This window comes from Paraburkholderia sediminicola, assembly GCF_902859805.1.
In the GTDB taxonomy this organism is placed as follows: domain Bacteria; phylum Pseudomonadota; class Gammaproteobacteria; order Burkholderiales; family Burkholderiaceae; genus Paraburkholderia; species Paraburkholderia sediminicola.
The window spans coordinates 19,542-34,812 of record NZ_CADIKC010000024.1 but is presented as its reverse complement, the minus strand read 5'-3'; the positions used below and the strand labels follow the sequence as shown (position 1 = coordinate 34,812).

12 protein-coding genes are annotated in these 15,271 nt (G+C 60.8%); 1 reads left to right on the top strand and 11 read right to left on the bottom strand.

The genetic code is table 11. The features are described 5' to 3' along the window. Positions 1-152: 152 nt before the first annotated feature. Positions 153-1,682 carry a CoA-acylating methylmalonate-semialdehyde dehydrogenase gene (locus tag R8871_RS38140; protein WP_175055051.1) on the bottom strand — a complete coding sequence of 510 codons (1,530 nt, stop codon included), beginning with the start codon at positions 1,680-1,682 and terminating at the stop codon, positions 153-155. Positions 1,683-2,099: 417 nt separating this feature from the next. Between R8871_RS38140 and R8871_RS38135 the strand changes: the two genes are divergently transcribed. Next, positions 2,100-3,380: an aspartate aminotransferase family protein gene (locus R8871_RS38135; protein WP_246288079.1), complete on the top strand. Its 1,281-nt coding sequence runs from the start codon at positions 2,100-2,102 to the stop codon at positions 3,378-3,380. A gap of 893 nt (positions 3,381-4,273) precedes the next feature. Here the strand turns inward: R8871_RS38135 and R8871_RS38130 are convergent. The 10 genes from R8871_RS38130 to R8871_RS38085 form a co-directional block, all read right to left on the bottom strand. Beyond that, positions 4,274-5,098 carry an ABC transporter permease gene (locus R8871_RS38130; RefSeq protein WP_175055050.1) on the bottom strand — a complete coding sequence of 275 codons (825 nt, stop codon included), beginning with the start codon at positions 5,096-5,098 and terminating at the stop codon, positions 4,274-4,276. A gap of 9 nt (positions 5,099-5,107) precedes the next feature. Next, positions 5,108-6,016: an ABC transporter permease gene (locus tag R8871_RS38125; protein ID WP_175055049.1), complete on the bottom strand. Its 909-nt coding sequence runs from the start codon at positions 6,014-6,016 to the stop codon at positions 5,108-5,110. Then, positions 6,009-7,145, bottom strand: a complete 1,137-nt coding sequence (locus R8871_RS38120; RefSeq protein WP_175055048.1) for an ABC transporter ATP-binding protein — start codon at positions 7,143-7,145, stop codon at positions 6,009-6,011. The genes R8871_RS38125 and R8871_RS38120 overlap by 8 nt, the downstream gene beginning before the upstream one ends. A gap of 104 nt (positions 7,146-7,249) precedes the next feature. Further along, positions 7,250-8,290 carry an ABC transporter substrate-binding protein gene (locus tag R8871_RS38115; RefSeq protein WP_246288077.1) on the bottom strand — a complete coding sequence of 347 codons (1,041 nt, stop codon included), beginning with the start codon at positions 8,288-8,290 and terminating at the stop codon, positions 7,250-7,252. Positions 8,291-8,498: 208 nt separating this feature from the next. Continuing rightward, positions 8,499-9,467, bottom strand: a complete 969-nt coding sequence (locus tag R8871_RS38110) for a LysR family transcriptional regulator (protein WP_175055047.1) — start codon at positions 9,465-9,467, stop codon at positions 8,499-8,501. An 800-nt stretch (positions 9,468-10,267) separates the two neighbouring features. Next, positions 10,268-11,068 carry a crotonase/enoyl-CoA hydratase family protein gene (locus tag R8871_RS38105; RefSeq protein ID WP_175055046.1) on the bottom strand — a complete coding sequence of 267 codons (801 nt, stop codon included), beginning with the start codon at positions 11,066-11,068 and terminating at the stop codon, positions 10,268-10,270. Continuing rightward, a complete protein-coding gene (locus R8871_RS38100) occupies positions 11,040-11,804 on the bottom strand; it encodes an SDR family NAD(P)-dependent oxidoreductase (protein WP_175055045.1) in 765 nt (254 codons plus the stop codon). The genes R8871_RS38105 and R8871_RS38100 overlap by 29 nt, the downstream gene beginning before the upstream one ends. A 27-nt stretch (positions 11,805-11,831) precedes the next feature. Beyond that, positions 11,832-13,016, bottom strand: coding sequence for a thiolase family protein (locus tag R8871_RS38095; protein ID WP_175055044.1), 1,185 nt, complete (start codon positions 13,014-13,016; stop codon positions 11,832-11,834). 34 nt (positions 13,017-13,050) lie between these two features. Beyond that, positions 13,051-13,845: a crotonase/enoyl-CoA hydratase family protein gene (locus tag R8871_RS38090; protein ID WP_175055043.1), complete on the bottom strand. Its 795-nt coding sequence runs from the start codon at positions 13,843-13,845 to the stop codon at positions 13,051-13,053. A gap of 360 nt (positions 13,846-14,205) precedes the next feature. Then, a complete protein-coding gene (locus tag R8871_RS38085) occupies positions 14,206-15,168 on the bottom strand; it encodes an arginase family protein (protein WP_246288073.1) in 963 nt (320 codons plus the stop codon). Between the last annotated feature and the right edge of the window lie 103 nt (positions 15,169-15,271).

Genomic DNA, 15,271 nt, shown 5'->3' with positions numbered 1-15,271 from the left:
TGAACCCGGATCGAACCGACAGCCTGGCAGGCACTCCGCAGCGCGATAACCAGGAGCGAAAGGCCGCCTGAAATCTAAACGTTGAGGCGACAACTACCTTGAAAATCTCCGCAGACTCGATCGATCCCGTATTCATCGCCTCTACCCCCGGCTCAACCCAGACGGATGGTCGTGTTTACCGGGCCAGTCGCCGTCCCGTCTTCGAACCACCGCGCGGTGATGGTCTTCGTCTGCGTATAGAACTGGACGACCTGCTTGCCGTACGGCCCGAGATCGCCGAGCTTCGAGCCGCGCGAACCGGTGAAGCTGAAGAACGGCACGGGCACGGGAATGGGGATATTGATCCCGACCTGCCCGATATCGATCTCGCTCTGGAACTTGCGCGCTGCCGCGCCGCTCTGTGTGAAAAGACCGACACCATTGCCAAACGGATTGCTATTTACGAGTGCAATCGCATCGTCGAGCGTCGGCGCTGTCATCACGCACAGCACCGGGCCGAAGATCTCCGTGCTGTAGATGTCCATTTCCGTCGTGACATCGCTGAAGATCGTCGGGCCGACGAAGTTGCCATCTTCATAGCCCGGCACGGTCACATCACGGCCGTCGAGCACAAGCGTCGCGCCTTCCTTCACGCCCGCGTCGATGAGTCCAAGAACCCGCGCCTTCGCAGCACGCGAAACAACCGGCCCGATATCCGTCTTCGGCTCATGGCCCGCGTTCACCTTCAGCGTCTTCGCCTTCTCGACGAGTTCCGGCAGCCAGTCCTTCGACGCCCCCACCAGCACCACCACCGACGTCGCCATGCAACGTTGTCCCGCTGCGCCGAACCCTGCGCCAGCGAGAGCATTCAAGGTCTGCTCGCGATTCGCATCGGGCAGCACCACCGCGTGATTCTTTGCGCCCATCATTGATTGCACGCGCTTGCCGTGTTCGCTGCCGAGGCGATAAACGTGCGTGCCCACTGCGGTCGAGCCGACGAAGGAAATCGCCTTCACCAGATCGTGCGTGCAGAGCGCGTCGACCACGTCCTTGCCGCCGTGTACGACATTCAGCACGCCCTTCGGCACACCGGCTTCGAGCGCCAGTTCGACCAGTTGCATCGTCGACAACGGATCCTGCTCTGACGGCTTCAGCACGAACGTGTTGCCGCACACGATCGCCATCGGGAACATCCACAGCGGAATCATCGCGGGAAAGTTGAATGGCGTGATGCCCGCGCACACGCCAATCGGCTGGCGCAACGTGTACGTGTCGACGCTGCCCGCCACGTTCTCCGCGAATTCGCCCTGCTGCAGCGTGCCGATCGAGCATGCATGCTCGACCACTTCCAGGCCGCGGAAGATGTCGCCCTCGGCATCGGGCAGCGTCTTGCCCTGTTCCGCGGACAGGGTCTTCGCAATGCGCGGCAGGTGTTCACGGATAAGCGCCTGATACTTCAGCATGATGCGAACGCGCACGCTGACGGGGGTCCTCTTCCACGTCGCGAACGCAACATGCGCGCATCGGATCGCGGCATCCACTTCCTCTTTGGTCGCGAACGGCACACGTGCGAGCACCTCCTGCGTGGCGGGGTTCACGATATCGCGCCACTCGGTGGTGCCCGACTCGACGAACTCGCCGTCGATCAGCAGTTTGGCGGCGGGAATGGCTTGTCCCGTACGGGACGTCGGAATTGCGTTCAAGGTAGACTCCTCATTTTGTTAAGTTCGCCACGAAATCCCTTTTCTGGCGACGGATTCCTGGCACTGGCGAACCACTGCCGGCATAGGAAGCTGGTCTCGCTGGCAGCAGCTGTCAGGGCCCGCTTCGCCTTGTTCTTGTGTTCCCCTGTTCGGACACTTGCGCGCGGCCCGAATCATCGCGGCTGACTTCGTGACCAGCGCGGCGGCGCTACACGTTCTCTCGCCTGTATCAGGCGATATGGTGTCCATAATAGGTGGGCCGTCGACACCGTTCGATGCTCATGCCGCTCTATCATACTGAGCGAATTTGCCAGATATGCTTCGGAAAGTCCGAAACAAGCTTTCTTACTCCCGTCTTGCTCTGCCAAGCCTTGCATGGTCACATTGGTAGCACCGCAACTACTTATCAAAATGACCATGGAAACCATGAAAGAGCAGCTTGCCACCGCGTACCGGGTCATGCCCGGCGGTGCATTTACGACCTACGTGCTCGACCAAGAAGTCGATCTCGTAATCAGGGATGCGAAAGGCTCCAGGGTCTACGATGTGGATGGCAAGGAGTACATTGACTGCGTCAACGGCTCGGGTCCGATGCTGCTTGGGCATGCCCATCCTGAAGTTGTAAGCGCGTTGCGCAAGGCGGTCGAATGCCCGTCGAACTTCTACCTGCTGAACGAAAAAGGCATCGAGCTTGCCGAACAGCTGGTTTCCTCGATCCCGTGCGCACAGCAGATCAAGTATGGCGTCACGGGCTCCGACGCGACCCTGTACGCGATGCGCCTCGCGCGGGCATTCACGGGGCGCTCGAAAATCCTGAAGTTCGAGGGTGGTTTCCTGGGCGGAAATGACTACGCGCTGATGAGCATGAACCCGCCGAGTCCACAGCCGGACTATCCCACTGCCCGTCCCGACAGTGCGGGCATTCCCCGTGTCCTGGAGAGCGAAGTCCTGATCGCGCCATTCAACAACCTGTCTGTTGTCGAGGACATCGTCAGGACATCGGCACACGAGATCGCCGCCATCATTGTTGAAGCTCAACAGCGCTGCATCGACCCGCAGCCTGGCTTCCTGGAGGGGTTGCGCGCGATATGCGATACCCACGGCATCCTTCTCATCTTTGATGAAGTCGTGACCGGTTTCCGTCTTGCATGGGGCGGCGCCCAGGAACGGTTCAACGTTCTGCCGGATCTCGGAACATACGGCAAGGTTATCGGCGGCGGGTTACCCCTGTCGGCGGTGGGCGGTCGCGCAGACATCATGGAGCTTGCGAATCCGCGTAGTCCCGCGGATCCTCGCAAGTGCTTCACGGGTAATACGACCTGCGGCAATTCGGTCGCCGCGACGGCGGGCATTGCGACCCTGAATGTGTTGCGTCGCCCGGGCACCTACGAACGACTCGACGAAATCGGCGACCGTTTCCGAAAAGGCGCAGCCGAAATCTTCGCAAGACGCGGCTTGCCGGGCCAGGCGATTGGCTCGGGACCACTGTCGCAGATCCTGCTGACGGACGTGCCCGTCGTCGATTACCGCAGCAGCGTATCGGGCAACCTCAAGCTGCAGCGACAGCTGATGACGGCGATGGTCCGACGGGGCGCTCTGACGCATGGCAAATTCTACTTTTCGCTGGCGCTGTCAAACGAAGACATCGACCAGATTCTTAGTGTCCTGGACGACTCAATCGCTTCCGTCCTGAGCTGAACTGCCTGAAACCACATCCTCCAATTCCGGTCCTGTGCGCCTTCGCAGACCGTTGTCAGCGAAGGTGGCCTGGGAGGTAATCAACCGCATGTGGTCGCTATACGGCCGACCGCGCTGGCTGACGCCCTGGCGTAAAGCAGCGCCTGTGTCTGGCGACGCTGCGGGATCACCTCCATCCTGCATCGCTCCGGAGACGTCCTGCGTCACAACGCGCAGCACCAGCACCTCGTATCAATCCCCTCACATAGCCCCAACCCGCGTTACGCACTCACAGCCGTCATCATTAGACCGTTAGACAATCGATATGCCTCTTTCTGGCGCAGTCGTAACGGGCGGTCTCAAACCCGGGGGCCCGGATCGGGGCATACATTGCGCCGGACACGCGCGCAAGTTGCGGCCGTCTTGTGTTCGGATGAAAGGTCCGGTTGGTCGATCGCGCAACACAACAAGCACGCGGGCGGGTCGGTCAGGTCAACCGACGGATAATCTCACCGAGACGGCGCCAGCAACCCGAGACCGACATCGAACCTCTCTCGCGCTGGCGGCGCTCCGGCAGCGCGCATCGTGTTGTATCCTGGACGCTTTTGTCCTTCCTTCGATACGCCTCTACGCCCCCTGGGCAATACTGACTTTCTAGGACGATGAATTCAGGTGACAGGTGTTGTGGCCGGTACATGATGTCCTCCAACGAGTTTGCCATATCGCAAGGAGTGTCCCGCTATGGTTCGGGCGGACTGAAGCAATCGAACCCGATACGCCATGCCATTCACCATCACGTCGGCGTATCTATCCGTTCCCTGCTCCCGGGCGCCAACGGGTCTTCACATGGTCAGATCATGCGCGGCCAACCTCTGGGAACCAGCCGCGCGAGGGGTTATCCGGTCGCAGGCAGCTCACGCCGGCGCGTACGATGATCTGCCCCGATTGAAACGCATCACCATGAAGATGGCGATCGACGTGATTGCGATGATCACGGTCGACACCGCGGCCAGGGTCGGGTCCGAGTCCACATACACGCTGTTGAACATCTTGACGGGCAACGTCTTCAGATCCGGACCACCCAGGAACGACGCGATGACCACTTCATCGAAGGACGCCATGAAGGCGAACAGAGCTCCGCTCGCGAGTCCCGGACTGATGATCGGCATCGTGACGAGAAAGAACGTTTCCGTCGGCGTTGCACCGCAACTCGCGGCGGCATACTCCAGCGTCTTGCTGAAGGCCTTCAGGGATGCTGAGACGGTCGTGAGCACGAACGGTGTAGCAAGTGCGGTATGCGCGAGAATAAATCCGAGGTAGTTCCCCGTCAGATGCCACTTGAGGAAGACGGCGTACGTACCGACGCCGCTGACAACTGCGGGAATGATCATCGGCGAAAGCAGAAGCGAGGAAGTCGCAGCGTTCAGGAATCCCTTTACCTTGGTGAGCCCCTGGGCCGCCATGGTTCCCAGGACAAGCGAGAACAGGGTGACAACCAGCCCTATCCCGAACGACTGGAACATCCCACGATACCAGGCTTCGTTCGTGAACAGGTTGACGTACCACTGCGTTGAAAAGCCTTTGGGTGGAAAAGCGAATGACTGGACGCCGCTGAAACTCATCGGAATGATGACTAGCAATGGCGCAATCAGGGTGAACGCGACAAGGCTCGCAACACCATACAGAGCGGCATTGCTTGCGCGGCGCATGACGAAACTGGAAAGGTTGTAGTTGCTCATGTCCGATTCTCACTGTTCCTTTGCGGCGATGCGGTTGCGCAAGGTGCGCGTCATCAACGCCCCACCCGCCAGGATGCCGACTGTCGTGACGAGCAACACCACCGCCATGGCGCTACTACGCCCCCAGGCCAGAAGTTCAGTCACCTGCGCATAGATGATTTGCGGAAGCATCGCGTCGCGCGGTGAGCCGAGTATCGCTGGGGTCACATAGAAGCCAAGCGAAAGAACGAAGACCAGCACGGCCCCGGCGAAAGCCCCTGTCATCGACAGCGGAAGGAACACGGTAAAGAATGCGACGACGGGTCTCGCACCCAGCATCAGTGCGGCACGCATCAGACTCGAATCGATCTTCTGCATGCTCGTGTAGATGGGCAGCACGGCAAAGGGAAGAAGCACCTGAGCCATCCCGATGGTGACCGCCGTCGCAGTGCCCAAAATGCTGACAGGAGGCGCACCGAAGAGCGACAAAACATAATTGAGGACACCTCTGTCCTGTAGGATCACGACCCAGGCGAAGTTGCGCACCACCGCGCTCGTCCAGAACGGTAGCAGGACGACGCCCAGAATGGCGAGCTTCCACACGCCTCGCGCACGCATCATCGAGTAGGCCATCGGATAGGCGACGAGCACACAGAACACGGTGACCTTGAAGGCCGTAACGAGCGTGTTCCAGTAGATTCGCATATTCGTCCGGTCGCTAAAGAACCATTCGAAATTCGTCCATGCGCTCGCACCGGGCGGAATGTCGGTGATGCTCTTCACCGTCATGGTGAAGATGGGATAGAGGAAAAACAGTCCCAGAAAAGCGAGAACAGGAACGAGCAGCACCGCGCGATTGATTCGACCGTGTGGGCGTGTATTCGCAGTTGCAACATCAGATCCGGGTGAATCCGTCGACACAATTCCTGAGTCAGTCACCTGCGCCTCCCTTTTCGTCAGGCAACATGGTACTGGCCGAGATGGGCCAGCAGACGGCGACCTCCGCACCTTCCCTGACATCGATCTGGTCGCGCGGCTGCTCCCGGATCTGCATGAGCGTCCCGTCGGACAGGGCGACCTCCACCTTGCGCGAGGACCCCACGTAAATGATCTGGGAAACGCGCGCATTCACACGATTAGGTTCACCGCATTCCTGGGCGACAGGGATCACGCGCATACGTTCAGGTCGCACGCTGATGGCGGCCGCGGTGGAGCCGTCCAGTTTTTGCGAGCGCGGCGCCATGAATTTTCCGCAGCGGTTCTCGAGGATGTGAGAATCCTGCTCGACGCGAGCAGTGCCGTGAAGGATGTTCGAATCACCGAGAAAATTCGCGACGAAAAGTGACTGCGGCCGCTCGTACAGGTCGGCAGCCGTTCCGACCTGTGCGAGCTTGCCGTTCCGAAAAACGGCGATGCGGTCGGACATGACGAGCGCTTCTTCCTGGTCGTGGGTCACGAAGATGAACGTGATCTTCAGTTCCTTGTGAAGCCTGCGGATTTCAAGCTGCATCTGTTCGCGCAGTTTCTTGTCCAGCGCACTCAGCGGCTCATCCATCAGAAGAAGCGTCGGCTCGAAAACAATCGCTCTCGCGAGCGCGACTCGCTGCTGCTGCCCCCCCGAGAGCGCCGTCGGATACCGGTCCATCTTGTCCGCAAGCTGGATCAACTCGAGCACGCGCCCTACCCGCGACCTGATTTCCGCCTTGCCGATCCCCCGCCTTCTCAACGGAAAGGCGACGTTATCGAACACGGTCATGTGTGGAAACAGCGAATAGCTCTGGAACACCATGCCGATGTTTCTGCGATGAGGGGGCAACGCCTCAATCGGCTGGCCTCCGAGAAGGATCTGACCGGACGTCACGTCCGTGAATCCGGCCACCATGCTCAGGGTGGTTGTCTTGCCGGAACCGCTTGGTCCCAGGAATGTGACGAATTCACCCGCCTGGATGTCTAGGCTCACGTCATCGACCGCGGGAGCGTTATGACCATAGCGTTTGGTCAGATTCCTGATCGAAAGAGCGGCTCCAAGGCCGCCGTTCCTTGTCATACCCTGGGATGAAAACGACATCACACGCCTCCCCAATACATCCGTTGATGACGGATGGCCACAGCCCGGAAGCTTTCCGGGTCGAGGCCCCATCTTGCTAACACGTCGCGATACAAGGCCGCCCGTTACTGGGTTTGCCACGCCACAAAGCGCTGGTTGACGGCATCAAAGTTTTTCGCCCACCAGTCCTGATTGACGAACACGGCATTCTCACGAACCGGCAGGAAGTGCGCCGAAAGCGGATCGACCTTCGGGTGTCCGTCTGTGTTTGCCGTTGCGTACGACGTAAGCTCAGTCATACTGGCCTGCTGCTTGGGCTGGGCGACGAAATTGAGGAATGCGATTCCGGCAGCCTTGTTCTTGCTGCCCTTGACAAGCGCCCACTGGTCCCAAGACAGGAGCTGCTGGTTGCGCACGACCTCTACCTTCGCCCCGGCTTTGGCCGCCGCAGCGACGCGGCCCGAGAACGCCAGGGCGAGATCGACCTGGTTATTGACGAGCGCGTCGGTCAGACCGCCCGGCGACTGGGTCCAGGTGATCTTGTCCTTGATGGTGTCCAGCTTCCTGAATGCGCGATCGAGATCGAGGGGATACAGCTTGTCGGCGGGAACACCGTCGGCAAGCAGCGCCATTTCGAGGATGCCCGTCATCGGGTTATTGAAGATCGCGCGCTTGCCAGGAAATTTCTTGAGATCGAAGAAATCGGCCCAGCTTTTCGGGGGCGCGTTTCGATACTTGTCTTCGTTGTATGCGAACACCTCGGCTACCACCACTGTCGATACGCCACAGTCGTTGGTGATGAAGCGTTTGTCGATTCCCGCTGCAACGAACTTCGACGTATCGACCTTCTCGAATAACACACCGCAGTTCTGCTGCACGAACGATGCGTCTTCAGTGTAGATGTCCCATACCGTGTTGCCAGACTCCACCTGCGCCTTGAGTTTTGCCCTCGGGTTAGGAGAGTCGATGCTTACTTTGGCGCCTGTCGCTTTTTCAAATGGAGTCATCCAGGCTTCTTCGATCATCTTCTGAAGCGAGCCGCCAAAGAAGGCCGCTGTTATTTTCTGCCCCTGCAGGTTGGGCGCCTGGTCGGCAAAGGCGGACGTACCACTGATGGTCAGTACGGCCGCGACCGTACAACACTTGACTACTTTCCCGATCAACATGTGCTTTCCTTGAGCTGGTTTCACGAGAACGCTTCAGGATTGGACTGGCGAGCCGCTGAAGTCGTCACGAAATTGAAGTCGCCACAACGGCGACTTCAAAAACCAGTATATGGATCGGGATTTTTTTTCACTATCGCTGCCAGGAGAACCTAGGATCGGTTCTCTCGCAGGCATTTGCGGTCAGTCCGGTCGACTGGATTGACCCGCGTTAACCCTTGGCTGCAGCGACGGAAACGCCCATGGGACGGGCGTCGGAGGGGGATCCGTAAGTGTGCGCCATGACGACGCAGGATCGAAGCATCGCGACGAGTTTTCCATGTGGGCCCGCGTCGCGACTCACGACATTGATCGGAACTGTCCGGCGCGTAATGTCTGGTCTGACGGCGCGCGCCCTGTGCATCGCGACGAACGGTGCGGCGACGTGCTGAGGCACCCAGCCGAGATCCCTACCCGAAAGCACAAGCGCCAGTTGCGCCTGTGCGCCCAGCCCTACATCGCCCGAGCGGAAGTTGTTCCCGATGAGCAGCGCATCCTTGCGCTCCAGGTGTCCGCGACTGGAATAAGGGTACTCGGCAAGCTGGGCTTCTGTAATCTCGTGGTCGGGCACATCGAAAAGGGGGTGCCCATTTCCGCAGTAGATTTCCCCGACTTCATCGAAAAGATGCTGTGTGGACACGTCTCGCGTATAGACGTCCGAGAGGCTGATCCCGAGGTGCACGGAACCATCCGCGACGTGGCTGATGGCCTGATATCCCACCATGACTTCAACCTGCACCCGCGACCGGCTTCCTGCACGAACGCCAAACATCTGCAGTGCTTCAGGCAGGCGACAGGCCGGGTTGGTAATGATCTCGTCCTCGACAGCAACGATGACCTCGCCCGCCATCTCGTCGCCGATTTCGCCGATGTCCGCCTTGAACGCGTCAATCGAGACGAAGAGCTGCTTGGCTGACTTGTAGACACGCTCGCCTTCAGGCAGCAGCTTGAAGCCGCCGGGCCCGCGCTTGCATAGCACAAACCCAAGACGGACCTCGAGCGTCTTCAGATGCTCGCTCATCACCGACTGCGATATGTTCAGCGCTGCCTGCGCAGCAGCAAAGCCTCCCCGGTCAACGATCTCGGTGAAGCTGCGCAGCAGCCTTAGCTCAAGATCCGTGACTTGCTTCAATTTCGACATCGGCGCAGATTCCTTCTCATGATGGATGGGACACTCCGAGTGTAGATCGCCAAAAAAATCCGGCCGCGCAGCCACTGCCAGATTCGTCCCGCCGTGGCGTCATGCTATCGCTGTCGATAACGCGGGCGATTCCATGTCCGGATCCCCTGCGATATCCGGGAAACGGCAGACGTGGACGTCGTGACCATTGCGGGCCTATGCGCGCTCGTAATCCGATTCGTCTGTCCCCGGGCGTCGCGATCGTATCCGCCGATTGTCGTTCACCCATCGACAGGGTCAATCAGGGAAAAGCCCATGCTGACACTACATGAAGGACGGCAGGCATCGCGATGCGCCGTCGCCGTGTGTGACGAGCCGCCAACAGGTTCCACCCGAGCGGTAACAGGCGCATGTTCGCCTTGGTTTCTATCCTGCTTCGTTGGACTGATGAAAGGGGACGAATGAGCGCAGGCACAGCGTTGAATGCCGTATGCCGCCCGAAGGACGAGGCGTCTGCAGGCGAGCGCGTTCCCTGCCGGGCGCGGCGGCCAGCGCGGTGTGTGTATTTATCAGTAGGCACTGACAAGATACGGGCCACGTCAATGGCCCTGTTTGTGCGAGTGAAACCGGTGGTCGGCGGACCACCGTCCCAATGATGTTCCGGGTTTTCCTCGCGACGCACAGAAGCACGAGAGGTGGCATCAGGCAATATGGAAGAACGAATCTTTGTTTCAGCATTTCCGGATACATTTCCGGACATCCGCGCGCTTGGTCATCCCGTCAGGAATGCGTCGCAGAGGCGAATACGAATCGAAATCGCTTCAGCATCCTTTCCAGACGGGCAGGCGTTTTTCGACGAAGGCCTTGGCTCCTTCCCTCGCGTCTTCAGACTCAAAGACGTGATGCGTATAGACTGCCTGCCGTTCGAACATCTCGGCCTGTGGCCAGTCACCCGGTTCGGCCACTACCCGCTTTGCCGCCATCACGGCAAGGGAGCCATTCGCCTGGATCTTCTCGGCGAGCGCGAATGTGGCATTGAGCGCCTCGCCGGATTCTGTCAGCACGTTCACCAGTCCGAACTGCGCGGCAGAGCCTGCAGGCAGCATGTCGCCTGTGAGGATGTATTGCATGGCGACATGATAGGGAATGCGTCGCGGCAGGCGGATCAGACCACCAGCCGTGGCAGCCTGGCCCCGCTTCGCTTCAGGCAGGCCGAAATTTGCGGTGCGCGACGCCACGATCAGATCGCAAGCCAGCGCCATCTCGAATCCGCCGGCAAGAGCGTAGCCTTCCACTGCGGGAATCAGCGGCTTCAGGGGTGGCTTCTGCGTCAGCGCGCCGAATCCACGTCCTTCGATACGGGGAAGTTCACCGCGCAGGAAGGCCTTGAGATCCATGCCCGAGCAGAAATTTCCGCCGGCGCCCGTCAGCACGCCAACCCGCAGCGTTGCGTCGTCGTTCAACTCGTCAAGCGCGCCCGCCATTTCACGGGCCAGCGCCTGCGTCATGGCATTGCGTGCGTCGGGCCGGTTCATCGTCATGACGAGTACGCCATTACGGCGTTCAACCAGAAGTTCGGAACTCGTGAGTACGTCAGCGTGGCTGCATGCGGATGGCGCCATCCAGACGGATGGTCTCGCCGTTCAGCATGGGGTTATCGAGAATCTGCAGCACAAGCCGGGCGAATTCGTCCGGCTGTCCAAGTCGTGGTGGATGTGGAACCGCGGCACCCAGCGACGCCCGTACGTTCTCGGGCAGACGCGCCAGGAGCGGTGTATCGAAAATGCCGGGCGCGATCGTCATCACCCGGATGGCGTGCTGGGCCAGGTCGCGCGCAGCGACGAGCGTCATGCCGACGATGCCCGCCTTCGCGGAGGCGTACGGTATCTGGCCGACCTGGCCTTCCCACGCGGCGACCGACGACGTCAGCACGCAGACGCCCCGGTCACCGTCCCTGGGCTCGTTTTTCGCCATTGCGGCGGCGGCGAGCCTCAGCGTATTGAAGGTGCCGAACAGGTTCACGCGAACGACCTCTTCATAGAGCGCCTGCGATCCGGGATTGCCCTCCCGGTCGATGACGCGCAGTGCACCGCCGCGTCCTGCGCAGTGCACAAGGGCGCGCAGAGGCGCCCGGCTTGTCGCAGTGGCGACGGCTTCCTGAATCTGCGCCTCATTCGTGACGTCCGCGGGGACGAACCGGACCTGGTTGCCGAGTTCATCCGCTACCCGCGCGCCGTCCGACGCCGGCAGATCCGCAATAACGACATGCATACCCTGCCCGACAAGCCGTCGCACCGTCGCGAGTCCGAGCCCGGACGCGCCTCCTGTCACGATAGCGCTGCTCTTTTCATTATCCATTTCGATGCTCCTCCCATCCGTTCTTCGTTAAATTCGCTCCAGCACCATGGTGTTCGCCATTCCGCCTGCCTCACACATGGTCTGCAGTCCATAACGACCATTGTGCATTTCCAGCCAGTTCACAAGGGTCGTCGTGATACGGGCGCCCGAAGCGCCCAAGGGATGGCCCAGAGCAATCGCGCCGCCACTCGGGTTAAGGCGCGTCGGATCCGCATCGAGCTCTTTCAGCCACGCAAGCGGTACAGGAGCGAAGGCTTCATTCACCTCGAAGGTGTCAATATCCTGCACCTTCAATCCCGCCTTCTGCAGCACGGCGCGACTGGAGGCGATCGGCGCCGTCAACATCATCATCGGGTCGTCACCGCGCACGTCAAACGCGACGAATCGCGCGCGCGCCCGGAGATTCAGACGCGTCGCCAGACGTTCGCTCACAATCAGCACGGCAGCCGCTCCATCCGTCATCTGTGATGAATTGCCCGCGGTGATGCGCCAGTCCGTAATCTCCGGAAAGCGCTCGCGCAGGCGCTCATCGGCAAACGACGGCCTCAACTCCCGCAGGCTGTCCGCCGTGGTGGACGGCCGCACGGTTTCATCCTGATCGATCTGACCGGCGCCCGTACGGATGCCGACGATCTCACGGGCGAACTGTCCTGACTCGGCCGCTGCCGCAGCGCGTTGGTGTGACTGTGCCGAATAGCGATCCAGTTCCTCCCGCGACAGGTTCCATTGTGCGGCGACGCGCTCTGCCGCCACCCCCTGCGAAATCTGCTGACCATAACGCGCAATGTACGAAGGCCCGAAGGGATTCCTGTCCATACGTGCACTGCCCATCGGAACGTGGCTCATCGACTCAACGCCGCAGGCGATCACCATGTCGTGCACGCCCGCCATGACGGCCTGCGTGGCAAACGCAATCGCCTGCTGGGATGAGCCGCATTTGCGGTCGATTGTCGTGGACGGCACATGCTCGGGAAATCCCGCGCCCAGCCACGCGACGCGTCCCGGCGTCGCCGACTGCTCGCCTGCCTGGCTCACACATCCCGTCACGACGTCGCCGACGTCGGCGGGATCAATACCGGTACGTTGCACCAGTTGCTGAAGCACTTGGGCAAGCAGTTCGGTCGGATGCAATTCTGTAAATGCGCCGCCCGCCTTAATGCGCCCGGCGGGGCTGCGCACAAGGTCGACGACAAGAGGTATCTGAAGAGTCATGTTGGCTGGAATGAAGGGGGAAGATCGTCGTACTTCAGTGCCGGAATTTTGGCGGTCGCTTCTCCGCAAATGCGCGCACCGCCTCATGGTGACCGGGGTCCATGTGGGCAATCGCCTGAAGGTTCGCGGCGAGCTCGAGCGAGGATTCAAGCGAACCGTGCTCGGCCCCTCGCAGCAGACGTTTCGTCATCCGGAGCACCGCGCCAGGATTGGCTGCGATCCGGGCGGCGACATTCAGAGCCGTATCCATCAGCGCCTCAGGCTCGACCACGCGCGAGACCAGTCCACATTCCAATGCTTCCGCACTCGAAACGGGCTCGCCGAAAAACGCCATCTCGGCCGCCTTTGCGCGCCCCACGACCCGGGGCAACAGCCACGCTCCAGCGTCGCCCGGGACGATGCCGGCCGTGAGGAAGCTTTCTGCAAACGTTGCGCTTGCAGAGGCGATGCGGATATCGCACATGCAGGCAAGATCGAGACCTGCGCCAATCGCAGGGCCGTTTATGGCCGCGATCACCGGCACCTCCAAGTGGTAAAGCGCTTTGGGCACGCGCTGGATGCCGCTGCGGTACTCCTGACACGCCGTCTCGGGCGGCGGCGTGTCACGCTCGTACTTCTGCATGTCCCTGACATTCTCGCCGGAGCTGAAAACGGACCCGGCGCCCGTGAGGATGACCGCCCGCACGGACACGTCAGCGGCGATCATCGTGCAGGCGTCAACTATTTCCTGTACGGCGGTGTTTCCGGCAAGCATATCGCGCGTATCCGGCTGATCCATGGTCAGAACAAGGATCGCGCCTTCGCGATGGATATTCAGAAAATTTGCCATGAGAACCTCGTCAGTGGATTTCGCCGATTTCACGGATCATGTCGATCGCGCGGCACTCGCTCGCCAGCAGGGTGCTCATGATCTGTTCTCAACGGGTTACGACGACCGCTTACGAGAACCGGCAACGACAACCGGACTACGCCGGTCGATGTCGCCAGTACGAGAGGATCGTGGGCGCGGGCCACTGCAAGGCGCCGCGAATGCGCACGGCATCCCCCGCCTTCCAGAGCCGCCAGCGACGCGCGCGCATTGGGGGATACTCAAAGACTGGCCTAGGGACAGGCCGGGGACAGGCTCACGATGCGTCGCCTCCGATGCGCGAAAGACCGGTCGGAGTGACGCTTGCCGATCCTGACGATGTTATCGGGCCGCCTGTCGTTGACGCAGGATTTCGCTGATGAAGGCCGTGGTCAGCCTGACGGCCACGTTGGCCGCCAGCCCCGCCGGATCCCGTGCCTCGACGTATTCGACCATCGCCACGCTGACGATATTGGCCTTTCGCGCAATGCCGCGGATCAGCTTGATCGCGTGCCAGAAGCTCAGGCCGCCCGGTGACGGCACCCATACCGCCGGCATGATCGTCGGATCCAGCCCGTCCAGGTCGAAATTGACGTGCACGTTGGTACCTTCACGCACGGAGTCGATGATCGGCTGCACCCCACGATCGAAGACGTCCTCGCCGGTGAAGATCTTCGCCCCCCAGTTGCGCGCGTCGTTCACTTCGACGTCGCCTGCGGAGCTCGGGCCGCGTGTGCCGACCTGGATGATGTCCTTCACAAACGACATCTCCGATGCGCGGCGCATTCCGCTCGACAGCCCCCACCGCTCACCGAGATTCTCGTCCCGCCAGTCCATGTGCGCGTCAATCTGGAGCACGGTGACGTCTTCGTAGCGGCTCAGGCCCTGCAGCATCGGCGTCGGGACGGAGTCCTCGCCGCCAAGCGCGATCACGGCCGTATTTCGCGCCGCGAGCTGCTCGACCGTCTGTCGGATGATCTGCCGGTTCGTCTCCGCTTCATGGAAGCTGACCGGAAGATCGCCAATGTCGACCACCCGCCCGTTCGCATCGGGCAGAAACACGCCGTCGAGGTCCCAGTCGTGCCGGTCGCGCAGCCGCAGCAGCGGAACGGAGGCCCGGCGCAGCGCCGTCGGCCCGGACAGATTCGCCAGGCCGTATGCCTCGGACTGCAAGTACGGCGTCGCGCACGATACACCCATGATCGCAACGTCTGCGTCGATAGTGCCAATGTTCCCGCAGCGCGGCACGCCCATGAACGTCAGCGGCGCTACTTCCGGGGTTGCATTACTGGAGATAGTGGTCATGAAGATAGTCAGCTCACGATAGAGAATAGGAAACGACCCGGAACCGTCCGGACTTCGTTACCGGTGATCTGACCATCCCGGGACTGTCCTGATCAACACGGAA

Coding starts and splice junctions, on each gene's coding strand:
- R8871_RS38135 (WP_246288079.1), top strand. CDS start 2,100: ATGGAAACCATGAAAGAGCAGCTTGCCACCGCGTACCGGGTCATGCCC.
- R8871_RS38130 (WP_175055050.1), bottom strand. CDS start 5,098: ATGAGCAACTACAACCTTTCCAGTTTCGTCATGCGCCGCGCAAGCAAT.
- R8871_RS38120 (WP_175055048.1), bottom strand. CDS start 7,145: ATGTCGTTTTCATCCCAGGGTATGACAAGGAACGGCGGCCTTGGAGCC.
- R8871_RS38115 (WP_246288077.1), bottom strand. CDS start 8,290: ATGTTGATCGGGAAAGTAGTCAAGTGTTGTACGGTCGCGGCCGTACTG.
- R8871_RS38110 (WP_175055047.1), bottom strand. CDS start 9,467: ATGTCGAAATTGAAGCAAGTCACGGATCTTGAGCTAAGGCTGCTGCGC.
- R8871_RS38105 (WP_175055046.1), bottom strand. CDS start 11,068: ATGGCGCCATCCGCATGCAGCCACGCTGACGTACTCACGAGTTCCGAA.
- R8871_RS38100 (WP_175055045.1), bottom strand. CDS start 11,804: ATGGATAATGAAAAGAGCAGCGCTATCGTGACAGGAGGCGCGTCCGGG.
- R8871_RS38095 (WP_175055044.1), bottom strand. CDS start 13,016: ATGACTCTTCAGATACCTCTTGTCGTCGACCTTGTGCGCAGCCCCGCC.
- R8871_RS38090 (WP_175055043.1), bottom strand. CDS start 13,845: ATGGCAAATTTTCTGAATATCCATCGCGAAGGCGCGATCCTTGTTCTG.
- R8871_RS38085 (WP_246288073.1), bottom strand. CDS start 15,168: ATGACCACTATCTCCAGTAATGCAACCCCGGAAGTAGCGCCGCTGACG.